The organism is Vannielia sp. ABF1_015, assembly GCF_056160745.1.
Map to the genome: position 1 here is coordinate 671903 of NZ_JBSWXT010000001.1, position 20238 is coordinate 692140.

Annotated in this window: 25 protein-coding genes; 15 read left to right on the forward strand and 10 right to left on the reverse strand. The window is 66.9% G+C overall.

Features of this window, described 5'->3' with window-relative positions:
• Positions 1-6: 6 nt before the first annotated feature.
• Positions 7-528 carry a DUF721 domain-containing protein gene (locus tag ACXAG6_RS03390; protein ID WP_475335037.1) on the reverse strand — a complete coding sequence of 174 codons (522 nt, stop codon included), beginning with the start codon at positions 526-528 and terminating at the stop codon, positions 7-9.
• Positions 529-630: 102 nt separating this feature from the next.
• Here ACXAG6_RS03390 and ACXAG6_RS03395 point away from each other — a divergent pair, with 102 nt between their 5' ends.
• The gene (locus ACXAG6_RS03395; RefSeq protein WP_475337910.1) at positions 631-1659 is read left to right on the forward strand and encodes an A/G-specific adenine glycosylase; all 1029 of its coding nucleotides are present in this window, start codon (positions 631-633) and stop codon (positions 1657-1659) included.
• A gap of 60 nt (positions 1660-1719) precedes the next feature.
• Positions 1720-2850, forward strand: coding sequence for an alkane 1-monooxygenase (locus ACXAG6_RS03400; protein ID WP_475335038.1), 1131 nt, complete (start codon positions 1720-1722; stop codon positions 2848-2850).
• A gap of 177 nt (positions 2851-3027) precedes the next feature.
• On the opposite strand, the gene ACXAG6_RS03405 is transcribed toward ACXAG6_RS03400, so the two are convergent.
• Positions 3028-3732 carry a winged helix-turn-helix domain-containing protein gene (locus tag ACXAG6_RS03405; RefSeq protein ID WP_475335041.1) on the reverse strand — a complete coding sequence of 235 codons (705 nt, stop codon included), beginning with the start codon at positions 3730-3732 and terminating at the stop codon, positions 3028-3030.
• Positions 3704-3997, reverse strand: coding sequence for a hypothetical protein (locus ACXAG6_RS03410; RefSeq protein WP_140012610.1), 294 nt, complete (start codon positions 3995-3997; stop codon positions 3704-3706). Before ACXAG6_RS03410 ends, ACXAG6_RS03405 begins: the two co-directional genes overlap by 29 nt.
• Before the next feature lie 191 nt (positions 3998-4188).
• Here ACXAG6_RS03410 and ACXAG6_RS03415 point away from each other — a divergent pair, with 191 nt between their 5' ends.
• The 3 genes from ACXAG6_RS03415 to ACXAG6_RS03425 all read left to right on the forward strand — a co-directional run bounded on the left by ACXAG6_RS03415 (position 4189) and on the right by ACXAG6_RS03425 (position 6638).
• Positions 4189-4641, forward strand: a complete 453-nt coding sequence (locus ACXAG6_RS03415; RefSeq protein WP_475335042.1) for a hypothetical protein — start codon at positions 4189-4191, stop codon at positions 4639-4641.
• Positions 4642-4806: 165 nt separating this feature from the next.
• The gene (locus tag ACXAG6_RS03420) at positions 4807-5439 is read left to right on the forward strand and encodes a ribonuclease HII (RefSeq protein ID WP_475335045.1); all 633 of its coding nucleotides are present in this window, start codon (positions 4807-4809) and stop codon (positions 5437-5439) included.
• Between the two features lie 92 nt (positions 5440-5531).
• Positions 5532-6638 (forward strand): DNA methyltransferase, encoded by a 1107-nt coding sequence (locus ACXAG6_RS03425; RefSeq protein WP_475335048.1) that lies wholly within the window; start codon positions 5532-5534, stop codon positions 6636-6638.
• A 282-nt stretch (positions 6639-6920) separates the two neighbouring features.
• Here the strand turns inward: ACXAG6_RS03425 and lpxK are convergent, their stop codons facing one another.
• The 3 genes from lpxK to ACXAG6_RS03440 are packed head-to-tail and all read right to left on the reverse strand — an operon-like array spanning position 6921 to position 9406.
• The gene (gene lpxK, locus ACXAG6_RS03430) at positions 6921-7901 is read right to left on the reverse strand and encodes a tetraacyldisaccharide 4'-kinase (RefSeq protein WP_475335049.1); all 981 of its coding nucleotides are present in this window, start codon (positions 7899-7901) and stop codon (positions 6921-6923) included.
• Complete coding sequence (locus ACXAG6_RS03435; protein WP_475335051.1) at positions 7901-9127, reverse strand: hypothetical protein; 1227 nt, start codon at positions 9125-9127, stop codon at positions 7901-7903. Before ACXAG6_RS03435 ends, lpxK begins: the two co-directional genes overlap by 1 nt.
• A 36-nt stretch (positions 9128-9163) precedes the next feature.
• A complete protein-coding gene (locus ACXAG6_RS03440) occupies positions 9164-9406 on the reverse strand; it encodes a DUF4170 domain-containing protein (RefSeq protein WP_140012616.1) in 243 nt (80 codons plus the stop codon).
• A gap of 234 nt (positions 9407-9640) precedes the next feature.
• Here ACXAG6_RS03440 and ACXAG6_RS03445 point away from each other — a divergent pair, with 234 nt between their 5' ends.
• Complete coding sequence (locus ACXAG6_RS03445; RefSeq protein ID WP_475335054.1) at positions 9641-9775, forward strand: aa3-type cytochrome c oxidase subunit IV; 135 nt, start codon at positions 9641-9643, stop codon at positions 9773-9775.
• A gap of 50 nt (positions 9776-9825) precedes the next feature.
• On the forward strand, positions 9826-10431 hold the full coding sequence (locus ACXAG6_RS03450; protein WP_475335055.1) for a hypothetical protein: 606 nt from the start codon (positions 9826-9828) through the stop codon (positions 10429-10431).
• Here ACXAG6_RS03450 and ACXAG6_RS03455 read toward each other — a convergent pair.
• Both ACXAG6_RS03455 and ACXAG6_RS03460 read right to left on the reverse strand, forming a co-directional pair.
• Complete coding sequence (locus ACXAG6_RS03455) at positions 10428-10751, reverse strand: AzlD domain-containing protein (protein ID WP_475335057.1); 324 nt, start codon at positions 10749-10751, stop codon at positions 10428-10430. The two genes, ACXAG6_RS03450 and ACXAG6_RS03455, sit on opposite strands and share 4 nt — an antisense overlap.
• On the reverse strand, positions 10751-11461 hold the full coding sequence (locus tag ACXAG6_RS03460; protein WP_475335060.1) for an AzlC family ABC transporter permease: 711 nt from the start codon (positions 11459-11461) through the stop codon (positions 10751-10753). The genes ACXAG6_RS03455 and ACXAG6_RS03460 overlap by 1 nt, the downstream gene beginning before the upstream one ends.
• Before the next feature lie 47 nt (positions 11462-11508).
• Between ACXAG6_RS03460 and ACXAG6_RS03465 the strand changes: the two genes are divergently transcribed.
• From ACXAG6_RS03465 to ACXAG6_RS03495, 7 genes are read left to right on the forward strand one after another with little or no spacing between them, the layout of a single operon-like run.
• Positions 11509-12336: a formate dehydrogenase accessory sulfurtransferase FdhD gene (locus tag ACXAG6_RS03465; RefSeq protein WP_475335062.1), complete on the forward strand. Its 828-nt coding sequence runs from the start codon at positions 11509-11511 to the stop codon at positions 12334-12336.
• Positions 12333-12845, forward strand: coding sequence for a hypothetical protein (locus ACXAG6_RS03470; RefSeq protein ID WP_475335064.1), 513 nt, complete (start codon positions 12333-12335; stop codon positions 12843-12845). The genes ACXAG6_RS03465 and ACXAG6_RS03470 overlap by 4 nt, the downstream gene beginning before the upstream one ends.
• Positions 12842-13375, forward strand: a complete 534-nt coding sequence (locus tag ACXAG6_RS03475; RefSeq protein WP_475335065.1) for a hypothetical protein — start codon at positions 12842-12844, stop codon at positions 13373-13375. Before ACXAG6_RS03470 ends, ACXAG6_RS03475 begins: the two co-directional genes overlap by 4 nt.
• Positions 13372-13962 carry a molybdenum cofactor guanylyltransferase MobA gene (gene mobA / locus ACXAG6_RS03480; RefSeq protein ID WP_475335068.1) on the forward strand — a complete coding sequence of 197 codons (591 nt, stop codon included), beginning with the start codon at positions 13372-13374 and terminating at the stop codon, positions 13960-13962. Before ACXAG6_RS03475 ends, mobA begins: the two co-directional genes overlap by 4 nt.
• The gene (locus ACXAG6_RS03485) at positions 13959-15716 is read left to right on the forward strand and encodes a bifunctional molybdopterin-guanine dinucleotide biosynthesis adaptor protein MobB/molybdopterin molybdotransferase MoeA (protein ID WP_475335070.1); all 1758 of its coding nucleotides are present in this window, start codon (positions 13959-13961) and stop codon (positions 15714-15716) included. Before mobA ends, ACXAG6_RS03485 begins: the two co-directional genes overlap by 4 nt.
• Entirely contained in the window at positions 15716-16303 is a 588-nt protein-coding gene (locus ACXAG6_RS03490) for a GNAT family N-acetyltransferase (protein ID WP_475335073.1), read from the forward strand. The genes ACXAG6_RS03485 and ACXAG6_RS03490 overlap by 1 nt, the downstream gene beginning before the upstream one ends.
• Before the next feature lie 52 nt (positions 16304-16355).
• Positions 16356-17528 (forward strand): BaiN/RdsA family NAD(P)/FAD-dependent oxidoreductase, encoded by a 1173-nt coding sequence (locus ACXAG6_RS03495; protein WP_475335075.1) that lies wholly within the window; start codon positions 16356-16358, stop codon positions 17526-17528.
• Between the two features lie 15 nt (positions 17529-17543).
• Here the strand turns inward: ACXAG6_RS03495 and ACXAG6_RS03500 are convergent, their stop codons facing one another.
• Both ACXAG6_RS03500 and greA read right to left on the reverse strand, forming a co-directional pair.
• Positions 17544-18608, reverse strand: a complete 1065-nt coding sequence (locus ACXAG6_RS03500; RefSeq protein WP_140012630.1) for a hypothetical protein — start codon at positions 18606-18608, stop codon at positions 17544-17546.
• Between the two features lie 16 nt (positions 18609-18624).
• Complete coding sequence (greA, locus tag ACXAG6_RS03505; protein ID WP_140012631.1) at positions 18625-19095, reverse strand: transcription elongation factor GreA; 471 nt, start codon at positions 19093-19095, stop codon at positions 18625-18627.
• Positions 19096-19247: 152 nt separating this feature from the next.
• Here greA and ACXAG6_RS03510 point away from each other — a divergent pair, with 152 nt between their 5' ends.
• On the forward strand, positions 19248-20234 hold the full coding sequence (locus ACXAG6_RS03510; protein ID WP_475335079.1) for a phosphatase PAP2 family protein: 987 nt from the start codon (positions 19248-19250) through the stop codon (positions 20232-20234).
• Positions 20235-20238 lie beyond the last annotated feature (4 nt).

Sequence of the window (20238 nt, forward strand, 5' to 3'; positions counted from 1 at the left end):
CTTGGTTCAGCCGCGTTCGGACTTGTGGATGACATGGGCGCCGAGCCGGCTCAAGGCCGCTTTCAGCGCGGGATCAGTGACGCCTTCGGCCAGCGCTTCGGCCGCCTTGCGCTCGGCAGGGGCGGGCTGTGCCCGGCGCTTGGGCGCGTGGCTGAAATCGGCCTGACCCTCGGCGAAGCCGGTGGGGGCGGTTTGGGTGAACTGGATGCGAGAGATTGCCGCGTAGCCATAGACGGAGTTGATCCGCTCGCGAATCTGCTCCTTCTGCATTTCCAGCATCGGGGCGTTGGCCCCGGTCGTCAGCACGCGGAGGGTGGCCCCGAAGGCACCGCGGCCAAACTTGACCTCAAGCGGGCGCGTGACCGCGGCTGTCTGCTCGCCTACGATCTCGGCCCAGTGGGTCAGCACGCGCATCTCGGCAAAGCCCCGCTTCTCGCTCGCCTTGCGGATATCCGCAGAGACGAACTTTGCCGTTTGGGCGAAGCCGCGCATGTGGCGCTTGGGAGATTTCGCAGGTGCCTTGGCCATGGCCTCGCATTTCAGTGGTTTGGCCCCTATCTTACCGCCCGCGGCCCGGAGGGGGCCAGCCAAATGCGGGCAGGGGAGCCATAAAGATTGCGTGACGGGAAGATGAGCGCGGCGCTGCTGGAGTGGTATGACGCCCACGCCCGCGTGCTGCCGTGGCGCGTGCCGCCGGGGAGCGGTGAGCGGGCCGACCCGTATCGCGTGTGGCTTTCGGAGGTGATGCTGCAGCAAACCACGGTGGCGGCGGTGAAGGATTACTTCCACACCTTCACCCGGCTCTGGCCCTCGGTCGAGGCGCTGGCGGCGGCGAGGGACGAAGACGTGATGGCCCGTTGGGCCGGGCTTGGCTACTACGCACGCGCCCGCAACCTGCTGAAATGCGCGCGGGTGGTCGCAGAGCGCGGGGAGTTTCCCGATACGGCGGAGGGGCTGCGCGAGTTGCCGGGCATCGGCCCTTACACCTCTGCCGCGATTGCCGCGATTGCCTTTGATCGGCCCGAGGTGGTGGTGGATGGCAATGTGGAGCGGGTGATGGCGCGGCTTCATGCGGTGGAAGAGCCTCTGCCCGGCTCGAAACCGCTGCTCACCGACCATGCTGCTGCGCTGACGCCCGAACGCCGGCCCGGGGATTATGCCCAGGCGGTGATGGACCTCGGCGCAACGATCTGCATCCCCAAGAGCCCGGCCTGCGGCATCTGCCCGTGGCGAGAGCCCTGCGCCGCGAGAGCGGAGGGCATCGCCGCCGAGTTGCCGAAGAAAACCCCGAAGAAGCCCAAGCCGGTGCGGCTTGGCCATGCCTATGTGATACGCCGGGCCGATGGAGCGTTTTTGCTGGAGCGCCGCCCCGAGCGTGGTCTTCTGGGCGGGATGCTTGGCTGGCCGGGGGCGGAATGGCGCGAAGAACCTGCCGCTGCAGCGCCCCCGGTGGAGGCTGACCTGCATGAGATCGGGGAGGTGCGGCACACCTTTACCCATTTCCACCTGATCCTTCGTGTGCATGCCGGGCGGGCCGAGGTGGAGGCTCCGGAGGGGTTGCACTGGCAACGGCTCTCGCCCGCCGCCCTGCCCACGGTGATGCGCAAGGCCTATGATCTCGCCGCAACGTCAGCCGCGCTTGATCTGGCGGGTGATTGAAACCGCGCCGCGCGCCTCTATGATCCGGGCGGGGCGCGCATGACCATCGGGAGAGGGCCAATGGCCTCTGCATCCATCTCAAATTTCCGAGCAGCGGCGCCCTTCTGGGTGTCGCTCCTGACCGTGCCGCTGGTGATCGCCTCCGCAGCCTGGGGCGGGCTTTGGGTGCTGTCAGTGCCGCTGTTCACGCTGGCGGGCGCCACCCTCGCCGATGGGGCGCTGGGGCTGAACCTCGACAACCCGGACACGGAGACCGACGAGGCCCAGCTCTTCTGGTATCGCCTTGTCACCTTGCTGTGGTGCCCGGTGCAGCTGTGCCTGCTGTTGGTAATGCTGGCGTGGGTGCCCGGCGCGGCGCATTTGAACGTGGTGGAGAAGATCGTGATCTTCTTCGGCCTTGGCGTGGTGAACGGCGCAATCGGCATCGTCTATGCCCACGAGCTGGTGCATCAGCGCAACCGGCTGGAGCGCTGGCTGGGTGACATTTTGCTGGCCTCGGTGCTCTACTCGCATTTCCGCTCGGAGCATCTGCTGGTGCATCACCGGCATGTCGGCACCCGCGCCGATGCGGTGACGGCACGCTATAACGAGAGCTACTGGAGCTTTCTGGCGCGGGTGATGCGGGAGGAGCCGGTGAGCGCCTTCAAGGCCGAGAAGGCCATGCTGGCACGCAAGGGCTTGCCGTGGTGGCACCGGAGCAACCCGCATTGGCGCTACTGGGCGCTGCAACTGGCCTTCATCGTGGCGGCCTGTGTGCTGGGCGGCTGGGCCGGGCTGCTGTTGTTTCTTTACCAGGCGCTCACGGCGGTGTGGCTGCTGGAGCTGACGAATTACATTGAGCATTACGGGCTGACGCGAAAGCACCTTGGTGATGGCCGCTACGAGCCGGTTCGCCCGCATCACTCGTGGAACGCGGCGCATAAGGCGACGAACTGGCTGCTGATCAACCTCCAGCGCCACTCGGATCATCATTACAAACCATCGCGCCGCTTTCCGCTTTTGCAAACCTATGACGAGGGGGAGGCCCCGCAGCTGCCTTACGGATACCCGGCGATGGGGTTCATGGCGGTGATCCCGCCGCTCTGGCGCCGCCGGATGAACCCACGGGTGCGCAAGTGGCGGGCGATGTACTACCCGGAGATCACCGACTGGGGGCCTTACAAGCGCGGGGAGTTGCCGTTGCCGGGGTGAGGGTGCGCGGCCGCCCGATGCGCGCCGCAGGCGCCGGGCAGCGCCGTCCCGCCCCCCGGGGCGGCGCTTCGGTTAGGCTGGGGCCTACCCCTTAGGGAAGATGACGACTGCGCAATAAAGTGCCACGAACCACCGTTGCTGGCGCCACCCCGCGGGACGGCGCTGCCCGGCGCAGGCTTAGACCATCCGGATCACGTCCTTGTCGATGGCGAGCATGTAGCCTTTGCGGGCGATGTTCTTCACCAGCAGTTCCGAAACCATCTGGTTGCCGAGGCTGTCGCGCAGGCGTTTGATGCGGGTCGCCCCGGCGGCTTCGTCGCAATCGGCCTCGGGCTTGCCTTGGATGACGCCCTCGATGGCGGCGCCGGAGAGCACGTCTTCATCCATACGGGCCTCGGCGAGCACGGCGAGCGTTTCTATCGCCGCCTCGGTGAGCTTGAATTCCATGTTGTTCAGCAGCACGACCCGCTCTTCGCGCGAGATTACGAGGCTCGACACCTGAATACCCTGCTTCTCGATTTCGCCCATCCGCTTGTTCAGCGCGATGATGGTGACGAGAAACACCAGCGCGGCGATCAGCAGGGCGGTGGAGAAGAGGAGCAGCACGAAGATGACGATCCGGTAGCTGACCAGAACATCCCCAAAGGCGGTGCCGGATTGCGCGAGGATCTCCAGCAGTGTGACGGCCTCGCCCGACACAAGCGCATCATTCTCGGTGAAGATCTGCTCGACTCGCGCGTTGAAGGCGTTGCCGTCCGGCAAGGTCAGAAACAGGAACACCGCCGCAATCGCAAGAATGGCGACGATGCCGGCAATGCCGAAGGTGACGACTCGGTTGCCTGTGCTGCGCAGGTCAGTAGCGAAGGAAGTTTGATCCGGCATTCTGCTGCTGCGCCTTGCTGGGGGTGCCCTCGAAGAGCGAGATGACGTTGAGTAGCACCCAACCGCCGCGCTGCAAACGGGCGGCGATTTGTGCCTGTGCCTCGCCGCGCGGCGGGCAGGCGTTGCCAAGCTCCATCACACCGTAATGGAGCTTGAGCGGATTGTCCTGCTTGGCCTTGTACTCGGCATAGCAGGCGGCCCCCGCAGGGGCGGCCGCCAGCGCCAGAGCGAGCGCGGCGGCGGGAAGGGTGAGGAGCGTTTTCATACGCGTAGTCATGCGGTTGCGGCCGCCGATATTCAATAACAAAGGCCCCCGCGCGGCCTGATATGCGATAGCCCGGCGGCGATATTGTTTGTCCGGCCCGGCACCGCCCATCCTTGCCTCATCACCGCCCCGGCGCGTCTCGGACAGACGCCCATAACGGGCATCCGATGACGCACATTAAGGACGACGCCATGTTCAAGACCCTTATCACATCCGCCGCCGCTGCCGCCGTGGCTCTCACTTCCTTCGCCGCCCCCGCACAGGCCGATATGGACCGGGGCGAGACCCTGCGCCTGCTTCTGGGCCTTGGGGCTGTTGGCGCGCTTATCGCTGCCAATGAGCGCAACAAGGACCGCCGCTCCGACCGGGCGGACCGCTACGACGACCGGGTGGTCACCGTCACGCCGAACCGGGGCAAAGGCCGCTACAAGGACCGTGGCCGCCATGCCCGCCTCCCTAGCCGCTGCGAAACCGCGGTGCCCACGCGCCGGGGAACGCAGGTGTTTTATGGTGCGCCCTGCCTTCAGCGTCAGGGCTTCAGCGCCCGGCTGCCGCGCGAATGCTCCTACACGCTCGACGTGGGCCGCAAGAAGGTGAAGGCCTACGAGCAGCGCTGCCTGCGGCGCAACGGTTTCCGCACCTGAGCGGATAGAGATCAGGCAAGGGGCGTCCCGGTCTCCTGGGGCGCACCTGCGAGCAGGGCGTGGCTGTCATCCCCATGGGGCCACGTCTGAACTTGGGGGCGGAAGGTGAGGCTTTCCGCCCCTTTTTTTGTTGCGCTGGCCCGGCGCAAAGGCGAGGTGGGGGGCATGAAGAGCTTTCCTGATTTTGCACTGGAAGAGGCCGCGATGGCCCGGGGGCTGGCCCGTGTGGCCGGCGTGGACGAAGTGGGCCGGGGGCCGCTGGCAGGGCCGGTGACGGCGGCGGCGGTGGTGCTGGACCCGGCCCGCATTCCGCCCGGGTTGAACGACAGCAAGAAGCTGACGGAAAAGCGCCGCCTTGCGCTGGCGGAGGCGATCCAACAGAGCGCCGAGGTTTGCATCATCCACGTCGAGGTGGAGGAGATAGACCGGATCAACATCCTTCAGGCTGCGCTCGCCGCGATGAGCCGCGCCGTGGCCGGGCTGAACACGCGCCCCGATCACCTGCTGATCGACGGCAACCGGCTGCCGGAGGGCTGCGGTTCGGCCGAGGCGGTGGTGAAGGGGGATGGCAAATCACTCTCCATCGCGGCGGCTTCGATCGTGGCCAAAGTGGCCAGGGATGCGCTCATGGTGGATTTGGCGCAACAGCACCCCGGCTACGGCTGGGAGAGCAACGCGGGCTACGGAACAAGTGTGCACTTGAGGGCACTCGAAACCTTGGGTGTGACACAACATCATAGGCGTTCCTTTGCACCGATACGCAATATCTTGTTGCAACAAAAATCTACAAACCCCTGATTCAAAAAAGAAATTGACCGCGAATCGCCTCTGACTCATGCTCAAGCCAACAACACCGAGCGCCACAAGAGCGCAGGGACAGAGGCAGACAGATGACGAAGACGACGACCCGCAGAGGGCAGCAAGGGCTGCCACTGAACCGGATACTTGCCGGCGATTGCATCGAGGAGATGAACAAGCTCCCCGCGGCCTCCGTTGACCTGATCTTCGCGGACCCACCCTATAACCTGCAGCTCAAGGGCAATCTCCACCGCCCCGACAACAGCCAGGTGGACGCGGTTGACGACCACTGGGACCAGTTTGACAGCTTCAAGGTATATGACACCTTTACCGAGCAATGGCTGGCCGCCGCGCGCCGCATTTTGAAACCAGATGGTGCGATCTGGGTGATCGGCTCTTACCACAACATCTTTCGCGTCGGGACCAAGCTACAGGATGCAGGTTACTGGATTCTGAATGATGTGGTCTGGCGCAAATCCAACCCCATGCCCAACTTCCGCGGCATGCGGCTGACCAACGCTCATGAAACCATGATCTGGGCGAGTAAATCCGAGGGTGGCAAATACACCTTCAACTACGAAGCCATGAAAGCGCTCAACGACGACGTGCAGATGCGGTCGGACTGGGTGCTGCCGATCTGTAATGGCCATGAGCGGCTGAAGAACTCCAGGGGAGAGAAGGCGCATCCGACGCAAAAGCCGGAAGCGCTGCTCCATCGTGTGCTGCTCGCCACGACAAACCCGGGCGACGTGGTGCTGGACCCGTTCTTCGGGACCGGCACCACGGGCGCCGTGGCCAAGATGCTGGGCCGTGACTTCATCGGCATCGAGCGCGAGGCCGACTATCGCGAGGTGGCCCAGAAACGCATTGATAACGTGCGCAAAATCGACAGCGATGCGATGCAGGTGAGCATTAGTAAACGTGCCGAGCCACGGGTGCCCTTCGGCCAGTTGGTGGAGCGCGGGATGCTGCGGCCGGGCGAGATGCTGGTGAGCGGTAACGGCAAGCGGGCGGCCAAGATCCGGGCCGACGGGACGCTGGTGGCCGATGACATCAAGGGCTCGATCCACAAGGTCGGCGCGCATCTCGAAGGCGCACCAAGCTGCAACGGCTGGACCTATTGGCACTTCAAGAAAGATGGAAAGCCGGTGAGCATTGACGTGCTGCGCCAGCAGATCCGCGCCGAGATGCGCGACTAGCAACGACATTCAACAGTTACCGCCGGTGCCTGTGGCCTGACACATGGCACGACCTCTGGCCCCGTTTGCCCTTGTGGCAACGGGGCCCCTTTTTTGATGGCGGGGTGGTGGGCAGATTGCCCACCCTACGGGCTGATCAGGCGCTGCGGGCCTTGTGTTAACCCATAGGGGTTAATGGCGGAGAGATGGGGGCAACATGTGATGCACAACCTATGCACATCCTATGCATACGATTTTCCGGCCACGGCCATTAATCAATGCGGCGTTCGATGGTGACGGGGGTCACCCGAGCGACAGCCCGGCCAGTGCGTGCTCCAGCGCGGACCAGTCGGCAACCTCAAGGCGCACGGGCAGGGTGAGCACCTTGGCGCGGAAGTCGGCGGGCAGGCGGACGGCGTCTTTTTCGGTGGTCACGAGCTGGGCGCCGAGGGTGGTGGCCTCTAGTTCGAGCCGGGCCATCAGCGCGGGGGTCAGCGGCTGGTGATCGTCCAGCGCCTCGCCGCGGTTCAGATCTGCCCCGAGCCCGCGCAGGGTGGCGAAGAACTTTTCGGGGTGGCCGATCCCGGCGAAGGCGAGGGTGGGCAAGCCCTGCCAATCCATCCCGGTTTCCAGCGGGGCGAGGTGGCCGGTGAGGTGGGGCACGGTGATGGCCGCGCCCCAATCGGCGGCGAACTTCTGTTGCGCGGCCTCCGGGCCGATGGAGAGTAGGAGGCTGGCGCGAGACATTCCGGCAGCAACCGGCTCGCGCAGGGGGCCGGCGGGCAGGCAGCGGCCATTGCCGAAGCCACGGTGCGCGTCGACCACCACCAGCGACAGGTCTTTGACCACCGAGGGGTTTTGGAAGCCGTCGTCGAGGATCACGGCGGTGGCCCCGGCGGCCTCGGCGGCCCTGACCCCGGCTGCGCGGTCCTTGGCGACCCATGTGGGGGCGAAGGCGGCGGTGAGCAGCGGCTCGTCGCCGACCTCTGCGGCCTTGTGCTTACGCTCCTCAACCCGCACCGGGCCTTCGAGCGCGCCGCCGTGGCCGCGCGAGACGACGTGGACGCCGAGGATGCGCTGGGCGAGGGCGATCACGGTGGGGGTTTTGCCGGTGCCGCCGGCGTTGATGTTGCCAACGCAGATCACCGGCACAGAGGCGCGGTAGCCGGGGCGGGCGACGCGGCGGGCGGTGGCGCGGGCGTAGAGCGCGCCTAGGGGGGCCAGCGCGCGGGCTTGCCACGCGGGCGTTTGCGGTGGGGTGAACCAGTAGAGGGGCGCGCGCATCAATGGGCCCCCTGCGCATCGAGCTGGGTGGCCAGATGGGTTGCGAGCCGGGCGATCACCTCGGCCCCTTCGGACATCTCGCTCCATGCGGCGGCGGCGAGCTCGGCGGCGCGATCGGGGGCCAGCAGCTCGGAGACCGCGCCGGGCAGGGCGGCCCCGCTCGCAAGGGCCCGCGCCGCTCCGGCCCCGGCAAGGCGCGACATGTTGGCGCTCTCCGCCCCGCCGGAGGGGCCAAAGCAGATGGCCGAGCCGAGGGCGGCCGCGGGTGCCGCGCTTTGCACCGGGCCACCCGGCGTGAAGGTACCGCCGAGAAAGCAGACCGGGGCGAGGCGAAACCAGAGCCCGTCTTCTTCCGGGGCGTCGCGGTCTGTGATGTAAATTTCCGTGGTGTCGCCGGGCTCTTGGCCCTGCGCCCGGCTGGCGGTGACGAAGCCTTCGGCGGTGAGCCGTTCGGCAAGGGCGCTGTCATCGGGGCAATCGGAACCGGGCATGAGCAGAAGCACGGCGCGGTGGGCGATGGCGAGCGCGGCGCGGTGGGCTGCCAGCACATCGGGCAACTCGCCTGCGAGCGGGCGGGCGGCGAGCCAGATTGGCCTTGCGGCAAGGCGCTCTGCCAGCTCTTCGCGGTCACTCTCGATGCAGGGCGGCGGGCTGGGCGGGGCGAAGAGCGGCCCCGACAGGCGGATGCGCGACACTCCCACCCCCGCCGCGCGGGCGGCGCGGACGGTGGCGACATCGCTTGCCCAGAGCTCGGTAACGAGGCGGAGGGCGGCGCGGGCGGACCGCTCGGCCCCGGCCAGCGTTGCCTCGCTTTGCGCGATGAGGGTCGTCGGGCAGGCGGCGGATTGGGCCGAGAGCAGGGCACCGGGCCGGGGCGGGCCGAGCCAGAGCGCCGCATCGGGCCGCCAATGCGCAAGAAAGCCGCGCATTTCGGCGCGGCTGGTGCCGGGGGTGGGCCGGTAGAGCAGCGTGGCCTCGTCCAGCTCCAAAGTGCCGCCCGGGCGGCTGCCGGTGACTAGCAGGGTCACCGGGTGCTGTTCGCCAAGGTCGATGGCCAGCTCACGCAGGGTATCTTCTGCATCACCGTCGGCACCGTCGGCGGTGTGCACCCACACCAGCGGCCCGGCGGGCCGGTTGGGGGCCGGCGAGTCGGCCAGCGCCCCGGGCTCCGGACGGCTGCGCCCGGTGAGCCCGGCGAAGGCGCGGGAGAGCGGGAAGCGGCTCATAAACAGGTCACGGCCTGCCGGGGCGGCGGGCGGCGATCAGCCCAGTTCCTCGGTGGGAGAGGCCTCGGCCTCTTCGTCGCGCAGCCGGTGGATGTGGGCGATGTAGTAGCGCATGTGGGCGTTATCGACGGTGCGCTGGGCGGCGGCTTTCCACGCGTCGAAGGCGGAGGCGTAATCGGGGAACATGCCGACGATGTCGATGGCGTCGACATCCTTGAAGGCGCTTTTGGAGGGGTCGATCAGCTCGCCGCCGAAGACGAGGTGCAGGCGCTGGGTCATGTAGGGCTCCGGGGTTTGGGTGTGTTGCGGGGAGGGTAGAGGATTCCCTGTCGGGGTTGAAGAAGGGTTGAGGCGGGCGGGGCACGCGCCCACCCACCCGCCCCGCTGTGCCCCGCCCGCGCCTGCCGCGGCGATGCTTTGGACCCTGCGCCGATTTGCCCGCCATCCCGCATCTTTACCCCGGCGGCCAATTTGCGCTATTGGCGGGGAAGGACAGATTTTCGGGAGAGACCCATGGCCGAGCACAAGCATGGCGAGATGGATACCAGCGTTCAGCAAGCCACGTTTGACGGCTTCATGAACTTCGTCAAATGGTCGGTGATCCTGATCCTTGCCTTTCTGGTGTTCCTCGCTCTGGTCAACGGCTGACGAGCGGGTAAACTCGCCCTGCGTATAGGCGGGGTTGGAGACCGGATTTCATGAAGCGGATTTATCTGGCGATCCTGTTGCCGCTGATTCTGGTGGCCTGCGGGGCGGCGGAGCCTGTGTGGGCACCGGACCACGAGGTGGCGCGGGCTCGATACAGCCATGGCGCGCCGCCGTCTCTCACGCTCGTCACGGTTATCAACAATGAGACCGGCGCGGGCGGGCACACTGGCCTTATAGTAAACGCCAGCCAGCGGGTGATTTTTGACCCGGCGGGCAGCTTCAAGACTCCGCAGGTGCCGGAGCGCAATGACGTGATCTTTGGGGCCAACCCGCGGGTCATGGCATTTTTTATCGACTACCACGCGCGGCCCGATTGGCGGGTGATCACGCAGGAGGTGCGCGTGAGCCCTGAGGTGGCGCAGCGGGCGCTGGCGCTGGTGCAAAACAACGGGGCGGTGAAGAAGGCGCATTGCGCGAAGTCGACCACGGCAATTTTGCGCCAGTTGCCCGGCTTCGGTCACGTCACGCAGACGTGGTATCCGAAGCAGGCGATGGCGGCCTTTGCGAAGACGCCGGGGGTGAAGACCGAGGTGTTCCGCGATCCGGAAGAGGAAGAGCGCGGTTATGTGACGCCCAATCCGGAGTTTTTTCGTTAGAGCCCGAGCGCCGCCGCGCTGTAGAACACCACCAGACCAGCGAGGATGGCGAAGAGCAGGGATTTGCTGCGCCAGCCTACCAGCACGGTGGCCAGTGCGGCGAGAAGGCGGGGCGCGTCGGTGACGCCATCGGTGGCGGCGGGCCAGGCGAGCATGGGGGCGACGAGGGCGGGGAGCACCGCGACCGGGGTGTAGCGCAGGTAGCGCAGCAGGCCTTCGGGCAGGGGGCGGTTGCCGGTGAGGCCGATGAAGGAAAACCGGATGAGGAAGGTGCCCACCGCGAGCGCGGCGATGATGAGCCAGATTGGGTAGCTGTCCATCAGGCGGCCCTCCGGGCCATTGCGCGCTCTACCTCGGCCCCGGCGATCATGCCGAGCATCCCGGCGGCGATGACGCCGGTGGAAAACGGCATCCAGGCCAGCAGGAGCGAGGCGACCAGCGCCACGAAGGCGGCGGCGATATGCGCGGGTGTGCGCAGGCCCGGCGCGACGATGGCGAGGAAGGCCAGCGGCACCGCCACGTCGAGTGACCAGCTCTCGGGGATCGCCGTGCCCGCCAGCGCCCCAGCCAGCGTGCCGAGATACCACATTGGCGCAACCGGGGTGATGGTGCCGAGGAAGTAGGTGACCTTGGTGCGCACGTCCCACTGCGGCTTTTCTTCATATTTCAGCACCGAGGCGGCGTAGCTTTGATCCACCAGCAGGTAGCTTATGAGCGCCTTTTGCCAGAGCGGCGCGCTGCCCACATGGGGGGCCATGGAAGCGGAATACATCGCCATCCGGGCGTTCACCGCCAGCGCCGTGGCCAGCACGATGATTGTGGGCGCGTTGTCTTGCATCAGTTGCAGCGCGGTGATCTGCGCCCCGCCTGCGATGACCAGAACGGTGAAGGCCATGACCTCGGCGATGTTGAGGCCTGCCTCCATGCCGATCACCCCGAAGATTGCGCCAAAGGGCACCACCACGATGAGGAAGGGCAGCCCGGCACGGATGCCGGAGGCATAGGCTTTTTTCGGTGTGGTGGATGGCATCGGGGGCCTCTAGCATGGGCCGCGTGGTGGCCCGTTGGGGGGAGAGGATGGCAGCAAACTTGAGCACGTCAAGTAATTACCTGGTGGCTCCTGACATCGGGGCGGAGGGGCTGACCCGCCGCGTGGTGGGCCGCGACCATGAGGGCCGTGAGGTGGAGATGCAGGTGGTGGAGGAGCGCCCGCTGACGATTTACCTCAACCGCACCGAGATTGTCACTGCGATGACGATTGGCGACCATCCGGAGCTTCTGGCGGTGGGATTCCTTGCCAATCAGGGGATGCTGAAGCGCGGTGAACTGGAGCGGGTGGATTATGACGGTGAGCTGGGCGTGGTGGTGGTGCGCACGGGCCGCGAGACCGACTACGAGGCGAAGCTGAGCAAGAAGGTGCGCACCAGCGGCTGCGCGGTTGGCACTGTTTTTGGGGACATGATGGAGGGGTTGGAGGGGCTGACCCTGCCGGAGGCGCGGGTGCGCGTGGCCGACCTTTACGCGCTGGCCAAGGAGATCAACATCACGCCTTCGCTTTATCTCGAAGCGGGGGCGATCCACGGCACGGTGCTCTGCGAGGGCGCGCGCCCGCTGGTTTATATGGAAGACGTGGGCCGCCACAACGCGGTGGACAAGGTGGCGGGCTGGATGCTGCGCGAGAGCGCCGAGGCCGGGAACAAGGTGCTTTACACCACCGGGCGGCTGACGAGCGAAATGGTTATCAAATGCGCAATCATGGGCATTCCGGTGCTGGTGAGTCGCTCGGGCTTTACCGCATGGGGCGTGGAAATTGCGCGGCAGGTGGGGCTGACGCTGATCGGGCGCATGCGGGGCGAGCGGTTTATGTGCCTCTCGGGCGAAGAGCGGCTGGAGTGGCCGGGATGAGTGAGATTGCCCTCGAATATCGGGTGAGCCGTCAACTTGCCCAGCGATCTGCGCGATACCGGCCCGAGGGCAGCTGGCCAGGCTGGCTGTGGCTTCTGGTGTTCTGGGCGCCGCTGGTCGGCGTCTCCGCGGTGTTCATGCTCAACCCCGACTGGGGCCTGCCTGCTGAGGCCGCGCTGACCTTTCTGCTCGGTGCAGGCGTGGTCATGGTGGTGAGTTGGATGCTGGAGGCCGCGCGGTTGAACGCGGTGGTGGATGCCGCGATGGCGCTTCAGAAGAAGGAAGGCCCGTATCGGCTGATGTGTGGACCTGAGGGTTGGCGCCTTTCCTTTTTGGATTACGAGGCGGTTTCGGGTTGGAGCACCGTGACGGCGGTGCGCCGGATCGCGGGGGCGACGGTGCTGGAAACCGGTGGGTTGCCGCTGAGCGTGCCAGACGAAGCCTTGCCCCAGGGCATGAGCGGTGAGATGTTCCGCAGGCAGCTGGACAGCTGGAGGGGAAAGGCATGAGCGAGGCTGCGATCACCCTCAGGTTTAGCCCCGAATGGCCGCTGGCGCGTGAGAGCATGCGGGCGAGCCTGCGCAAGACACCATCGCGGCGCCCTGGGTGGCGGCTCTTTGCCATTATTCTTGCCGTGGCCGTGGCGGCGGGCATCGCCGTTGCACTTGGTGCCGATTGGCTGGCGCGATGGATCGGCCTTGCCACGATTATGGGCTTTTTTGTCGGTTTCTACCTGTGCTTCGGCGTCGTCCTTTTGAAGGGGCGCGCGAACTGGGCACAGTTGCGCACGCGCTGGGAGGCGCATCAGGCGCGGTTGGGGCCGTGGGAGATGACCTTTTCGCCCGAGGGGTATCGGATTGTTACCGCTGTCAGCGAGGTGCGGGCGGATTGGGCGATCATCGCGGATATCTTCGCCTTGAAGGGCGGCACCGCGTTGCAGGCGGGCCCGTCGATGCTGCTGGTGCCTGACGCAGCCCTGCCGGACGGGATGACCCCAGACGACTTTCGCACGCGGCTGGAGGCGTGGAGGACGGCATGAAAGTGGTGGGCGTGATCCTTGCAGGCGGGCAGGCGACGCGGATGGGCGGCGGCGACAAGGGGTTGCTGGAGCTTGGCGGGGTGCGGCTGCTGGACCGGGTGATTGGCCGGTTGGGGCCGCAGGTGGAGGCGATGTGCCTCAATGCCAATGGCGATCCGGCGCGGTTTGCCGGGTTTGGCCTGCCGGTGGTGGCGGATACGGTAGAGGGCTTCGCCGGGCCGCTGGCGGGGGTGCTGGCCGGGATGGATTGGGCGGCGGGCGAGGGTGCGAGCCATGTGGTGAGCGCGGCGGCGGATACGCCGTTTTTTCCGCGTGATCTGGTGGAGTGGCTCATCGCCGGTGGGGCCGCCTCTTCGCCCGTGCTGGCCGCCGTGCGCGAGGCCGGGCGGGTGCGGCGGCAGCCGACCTTCGGGCTTTGGCCGATTGCGCTGCGCGATGACCTGCGGGCCGCGCTGGAGGGCGGTTTGCGCAAGGTGGTGCATTGGACCGAGCGGCATGACGGGCGCGAGGTTGTCTTTGGCTCATCCGATGCCTTCTTCAACGTGAACACGCCGGAAGATCTGGCGCGGGCGGAGTTGATGCTGTGAAGGTGTTTGGCGTCGTTGGCTGGAAGAACTCCGGCAAGACCGGGCTGATGGAGCGGCTGGTGGCCGAGATCACCGCGCGGGGCTTCAGCGTGAGCACGGTGAAACATGCGCATCATGCGTTTGACCTCGACCAGCCGGGCAAGGATTCGCACCGGCACCGGATGGCGGGGGCGCGCGAGGTGCTGGTGGCGAGCGGGGCGCGCTGGGCGCTGATGCATGAGGGGCCTGCGCCGGAATTGGGCGACCTGCTGGGCAAGCTGGGGCCGGTCGATCTGGTGCTGGTGGAGGGCTACAAGCGCGAGGGCCATGCGCGGATCGAGGCGCATCGCGGCGAGACGGGTGCGGGGCTGCTGGCGCGGGAGGACAGCGGGATTGTGGCCGTGGCCAGCGATGTGCCGGTGGAGGTGGGCGTGCCGGTGTTCGACCTTGATGACACCGGGGCGATTGCGGATTTCGTTTTGGCGCAGGTCGGGCTTGGCGCGAAGGACGGCGAGACACGCCCGGCCCTGCGGGATGATTGCTTTGCCCTGCCTGCAGGGGTCGACTGGGTGCCGGTGGACGAGGCGCAGGCGCGGCTCAGGGGCAGCCTCGCAACGGCTGTGGGGCGGGAGGCCGTTGCCGTGGCGGCGGCCTGCGGGCGCGTGTTGGCGGAGGATGTGGCGGCGGTGCGGAGCAATCCGCCGGGGGCCAACGCAGCGGTGGATGGCTGGGGGTTTTCCCATGCCAGCCTGCCTGCGGCAGAGGCAGATGGCATGATTGCCTTGCCGATCGAGCCCGGGCGGGCGGCGGCGGGGGTGCCATTCAACGGCGCGGTTCCGCCGGGGCGGGCGCTGCGGATACTGACCGGGGCGCTGCTGCCGGAGGGCGTGGATACGGTGGTGCTTCAGGAGGACGTGACCGAGACGGGCGGGCAAATTGCCTTTCGCGGCGCACCAAAACCGCGCGCCAACACCCGGAAGGCGGGTGAGGATGTGAAGGCGGGCGCGGCGCTGCTGCGGGCGGGCCACAGGCTGAGGGCGCCGGATGTGGCGCTGATGGCGGCGACCGGGCTGGCTGAGGTGCAGGTGCGCAAGGCATTGCGGGTGGGCGTGCTCTCGACCGGCGACGAGATTGTGGAGCCGGGCACCACGGAGGCGGCGGCGCATCAGACCTATGATGCGAACCGGCCGATGCTGCTTTCGATGATCAGTGACTGGGGCCATTCGGCGGTGGACCTTGGCCGGGTGGGCGACGACAGGGCCGCGCTGCGGGCGGCGCTGAATGGCGCGGGTGTGGATGTGATCCTGACCTCGGGCGGAGCCTCGGCGGGGGAGGAAGACCACCTTTCGGCCTTGCTGCGCGAGGAGGGCGACCTGACCGCATGGCGCATCGCCCTCAAGCCGGGCCGCCCGCTGGCGCTGGGCCGCTGGGGCGGGGTGCCCTTGTTTGGCCTGCCGGGCAATCCGGTGGCGGCGCTGGTGTGCGCGGCGCTGTTTGCCCGCCCCGCGCTGGAGGTGCTGGCAGGGGGGCAGTGGCTGGAGCCGGAGGGCTTTGAGGTGCCTGCGGCCTTCGAGAAGCGCAAGAAGCCGGGGCGGCGGGAGTTTTTGCGGGCGCGGATGGGGCCGGGTGGCGTGGAGGTGTTTGCCTCGGAAGGCTCGGGCCGGATCAGCGGGCTCAGCTGGGCCGAGGGGCTGGTGGAGCTGCCGGACGGGGCGCTGGAGGTAAAGCCGGGCGATGCGGTGCGTTTCATCCCCTACGCGGCGCTCGGGCTGTGATGGAAATCCGCGCCGGGTTTGACGAGGCGCATCGTGCCGAAGTGGCGCGGCTCTTTTGGGGTGCGTTCCGGGGCAAGCTGGGGCGCATTCTATGGCCGGAGCGCAAGGCGCTGGCGTTTATCGGCGAGATCATCCAGCCGGGGTATTCGCTTTCGGCTGTGGATGGCGGGCAGCTGCTGGGCGTGGCCGGGTTCAAGGTGCCGGGCGGCGGGTTTATGGCCGGGACGATGGCGGATATGGCGCGGCACTACGGCTGGCTGGGCGCGGCGTGGCGCGGGCCGTTGCTGGAGTTGTTCGAGCGGGACATGGTGCCCGGGCAGTTGCTGATGGATGGGATCTTTGTGGCCGAGGCAGCGCGGGGGCGCGGGGTGGGGACCGCGCTGATTGGCGCGATCAAGGCGGAGGCCGTCGCTCGGGGCTGCGGCGAGGTGCGGCTTGATGTGGTGGAAGGCAACGAGCGGGCGCGGGCGCTCTATGAGCGAAGCGGGTTTGAAGCACGGGGCGAGGTGCGGGCCGGGCTGCTTGCGCCGCTGCTCGGGTTTAGCCGGGCCACCACGATGGTGGCGGAGGTGAGCGGTGCGCCATGAATGCGCACCCTACGGTGTTTCACATGGCGGCAGGGCGGTTTAGAGCAGCGGCATGAACTATGACGTCATCATTCTGGGCGCGGGCGGTGCGGGGCTGATGGCCGCGGCCACGGCGGGGCAGGCCGGGGCGCGGGTGCTGCTGCTCGACCATGCGGAGAAGGCCGGGAAGAAGATTTTGATCTCGGGCGGCGGGCGCTGCAACTTTACCAACCTTGGCATCGAGCCGGGGTGCTTCCTTTCCGAGAACCCGCATTTCGCCAAGTCGGCGCTCAGCCGCTACACGCAATGGGATTTTCTTGATCTGGTGCAGCGGCACGGGATTGCCTGGCATGAAAAGACGCTGGGACAGCTGTTTTGCGATGGCTCGGCGCGGCAGATCGTGGCGATGCTGGAGGAGGAATGCGCCAAGGGCGGGGTGGAAACCCGGCTCGGCGTGAGCGCGACGGCGGTGCGGCATGGTGATGGCATGTTCAGCGTGGCGGGAGAGCGGGCGCCCCGGCTGATTGTGGCCACGGGCGGCCCGTCGATTCCGAAGATGGGAGCAACTGGGCGGGCCTATGAGATTGCCCGGCAGTTCGGGCTGGAGGTGGTGACGCCGCGCCCGGCGCTGGTGCCCTTCACCCTGCCCGAGGCGGATAAGCTCTTTACCACCATCTCGGGTGTTGCCGTGCCCTCGGTGGCAATGGCGGGGGGCGTCTCGTTTGAGGAAGCCACGCTGATTACCCATCGCGGGCTGTCCGGCCCGGCGATCTTGCAGGTGTCGAGCTATTGGCGTGAGGGCGAGGCGGTGCGGCTCAACGTATTGCCGGGTGCGCTGGAGCGGCTGAAGGCGGCGCGGGCCAAGGCCCCACGGGCGGGGTTGAAGGCGGCGCTGGCGGAGGATCTGCCCGCGCGGCTGGCGGATGCGCTGGCAGAGCGGATCGGCTTTGCCACCGAGATGGGCAACGCGCCGGATGCAGAGCTGGCACGGGCGGCGGATGTGCTGGAGGGTTTGACGTTTTATCCCGATGGAACCGAGGGCTACGCCAAGGCCGAGGTGACAGCGGGCGGGGTTTCGACCGCCGAACTTTCGAGCAAGACGATGGAGGCCAAGGCGGTGCCGGGGCTCTATTTCGTTGGCGAGGCGGTGGATGTGACCGGCTGGCTGGGGGGCTACAACTTTCAGTGGGCCTGGGCCAGCGGGGTGGCCGCTGGGCAGGCGGTGGCGGCCGCCGCGCAAGGATAAGCGGAACTTTTAGCCTCAGTCGAAGGTGCCGGAGACCTTGCCGAGCAGCATGAAGGCGCGGGCGGTGCGGGTTTCGCTCACGGCGATGATTTCGGTGTCGGAGGCGGTTTCGGCGAAGGCGGCGAAGGTTTGGTCGAACTTGCGCAGGAAGTGGTGCACCGCGTCGCGGAAGATCGGGTCGGCGCGCATGCGGCCCGCCGTGAGGGCGAGGCAGCTGCGGTCTCGCACGCCATCCATGCCCGCGATGGCCTCGCCGCGCAGGCCCTTGCCGAACCTGCGCCAGACGGCGGGCCGGGCGGGGGCTGGGGAGAGGTCATCCATATAGATGCCGTCTTCGGAGAGCAGGGTGAGCACATCTTGCGCGGAGTGCACGAGGCCGGAGATCTTTGGCTCCCGCAGGGCTTTGCGGAGCGCGGCGAAACCGGCCTTGTCCTTCTCGTTTTCGGGGAAGTTCAGCGCGCGGGTGAACTCTTCGACCGAAATCGGATCGCCGCTGCTGGTGGCGGGGGTGCCAAGATCAAACGTTGGCTGGGCCTCTGCCTCTGCGGCGGGCTCGGGGCGGGACAGGGCGGGTTTGCCGGGCAGGGGCACCTCGGCGGCAAGGCCTGCGCGCGAGGCGATGCGGGCCAGCGCGGCCTCGGCGTTGCGCTGCGCTGTCACCAGCTCTTCGAGCTTGCGTTCGATGGGTGAGCTGCGCCCTTCGGAGGCACCGCCCTGCGACTGGGTCACGTAGCTGGAGCGCAGGGCATCCACCGCCGCCCGCAGGCGCGCGCTCTCTTCGCGCATGATCCGCGAGCTTTTGGCTGCCGCAACGCCGATCCAGATCAGGGCGACGGGCATGAAGATGGCAAAGAGCACCATGACAAAGGTGATCGGGTCAAACGCGCCGTCGCCCTCGGGCACGAGCAGGAAGAAGCCGCCGACCATCAACCCCCAGAGCAGGGTAAGCCCCAGCCCGATGACCTCACCCGAGCCGAAGCCGCCACCGGCCTCGTGCGCGCCCTGCGCAGAGCGCAACGGCATGGGGGCAGGGCGCATCGGGGGATGCGTCGTGCTGGTGGATTCCTCGGCGTCGCTCACCCCTGCCAAGCTCCTGTCAGATGTATTTGATGCTCAGAACTTCGTAGCTCTTGTCGCCGCCGGGTGTGCGCACTTCGACGCTATCGCCCTCATCCTTGCCGATCAGCGCTCGGGCGATGGGCGACTTGATGTTGAGCAGCCCGCGCTCGATGTCGGCCTCGTGCTCGCCAACGATCTGCCAGGTCTTCTCTTCGTCGGTGTCTTCATCGGCCACGGTCACGGTGGCGCCGAACTTGATCGAGCCGGAAAGCCGCGCCGGGTCGATCACATCGGAGAGCGAGAGCACGCCCTCGATCTCTTTGATCCGGCCCTCGATGAAGCTCTGCTTTTCCTTGGCGGAATGATACTCGGCATTCTCCGACAAATCGCCATGCTCGCGGGCTTCCGCGATCGCCTTGATGATTGCGGGGCGCTCAACGCTTTTGAGCTGCTTCAATTCGGTATCGAGCGCGGTATGGCCCGCGCGGGTCATCGGTATCTTGTCCATGTCTGACGCGGATCTTTCACTGGGAGAAAGGGCAACACTCGGGCTGTTAACTCAATCGGGGCAGGGAAAGTCAATAGTCCGGAAAGGGTTGCGGGGCTAGGGTGGCGGAAAACGGGCGTGGCCCGATAGAGGCAGCAGCAGGCGGGCGGTTCATGCGCAACTTCCTGAGATTCGTGGCATTCTACTTCCTCGCGGGAGTGGCGTTTGTGGTTTTGGTGCGGGACGATCCGGTTGCCCTGATCCTCGACCTCGGCGCATCGCTGCCGACATCGGCCATCTTTTTCGTGCAGAAGGCGTGGTGGCTCATCCTCGCCTTCGTGGCGCTCTTCTTCGTGCTGCCGAAGGGCGAGTTGGTGAGCCGCATTCCGCGCGCCTTTGTGGTGCTGATGGCCTGCAACCTGTTTTTCCTCACCTTTACCATGGTCAAGACCAGCCTGCCCTATGCCCTGCCCTTCTGGGCCGACCCACCGCTGGCCGAGATTGACCGGCTGCTGCACTTTGGCGTTGACCCCTACGTGCTGACCCATGCCGTGGGCAGCTGGATTCCGCCCGGCGCGGCGATGGCTCTTTATATGGGAATTTGGCTGGTGCCGGCGATGTATCTGCCTGTGATCCTTGTGCTTTTTGACGGCGACCGCGCCCGCGTGGGCCGGTTTTTGCTGCTCTATTGCGTGGGTTGGGCGCTGCTCGGATCGGTGCTGGCGCTGGGCGGCATGTCGGCCGGGCCGATCTTTTATGACCGCCTGCTCGGGGGCGAGCGGTTTGCCGGGCTAATCGCGGCGCTGGAGGCCAGTGGCATCAGTGACAGCACGGTGGGTGGCGTGCAGGACTTTCTGTGGAGCGTTTATGAGAGCGGCACGCAGGGCGTGGGCTCGGGCATTTCGGCCTTCCCCAGCGTGCATGTGGGCATGGCCTGTGTTGTCTCGCTTTACCTTTATGAACGCGCCCGCTGGCTCGCCCCGCTGGCCTTGGCGGTGGTGGCGGCCTTCCAGTTCTTGTCGGTGCATCTGGGCTGGCACTATGCGGTGGATGGCTATGTTTCCATTGCGGTGATTGTCGCCACATGGGCCTGGGCGAAGCGCCGACAATCGGTGAGAGCTGCCCCGGAAATGGCGGATTTCAGCCCCGAAACCATCTGATTGC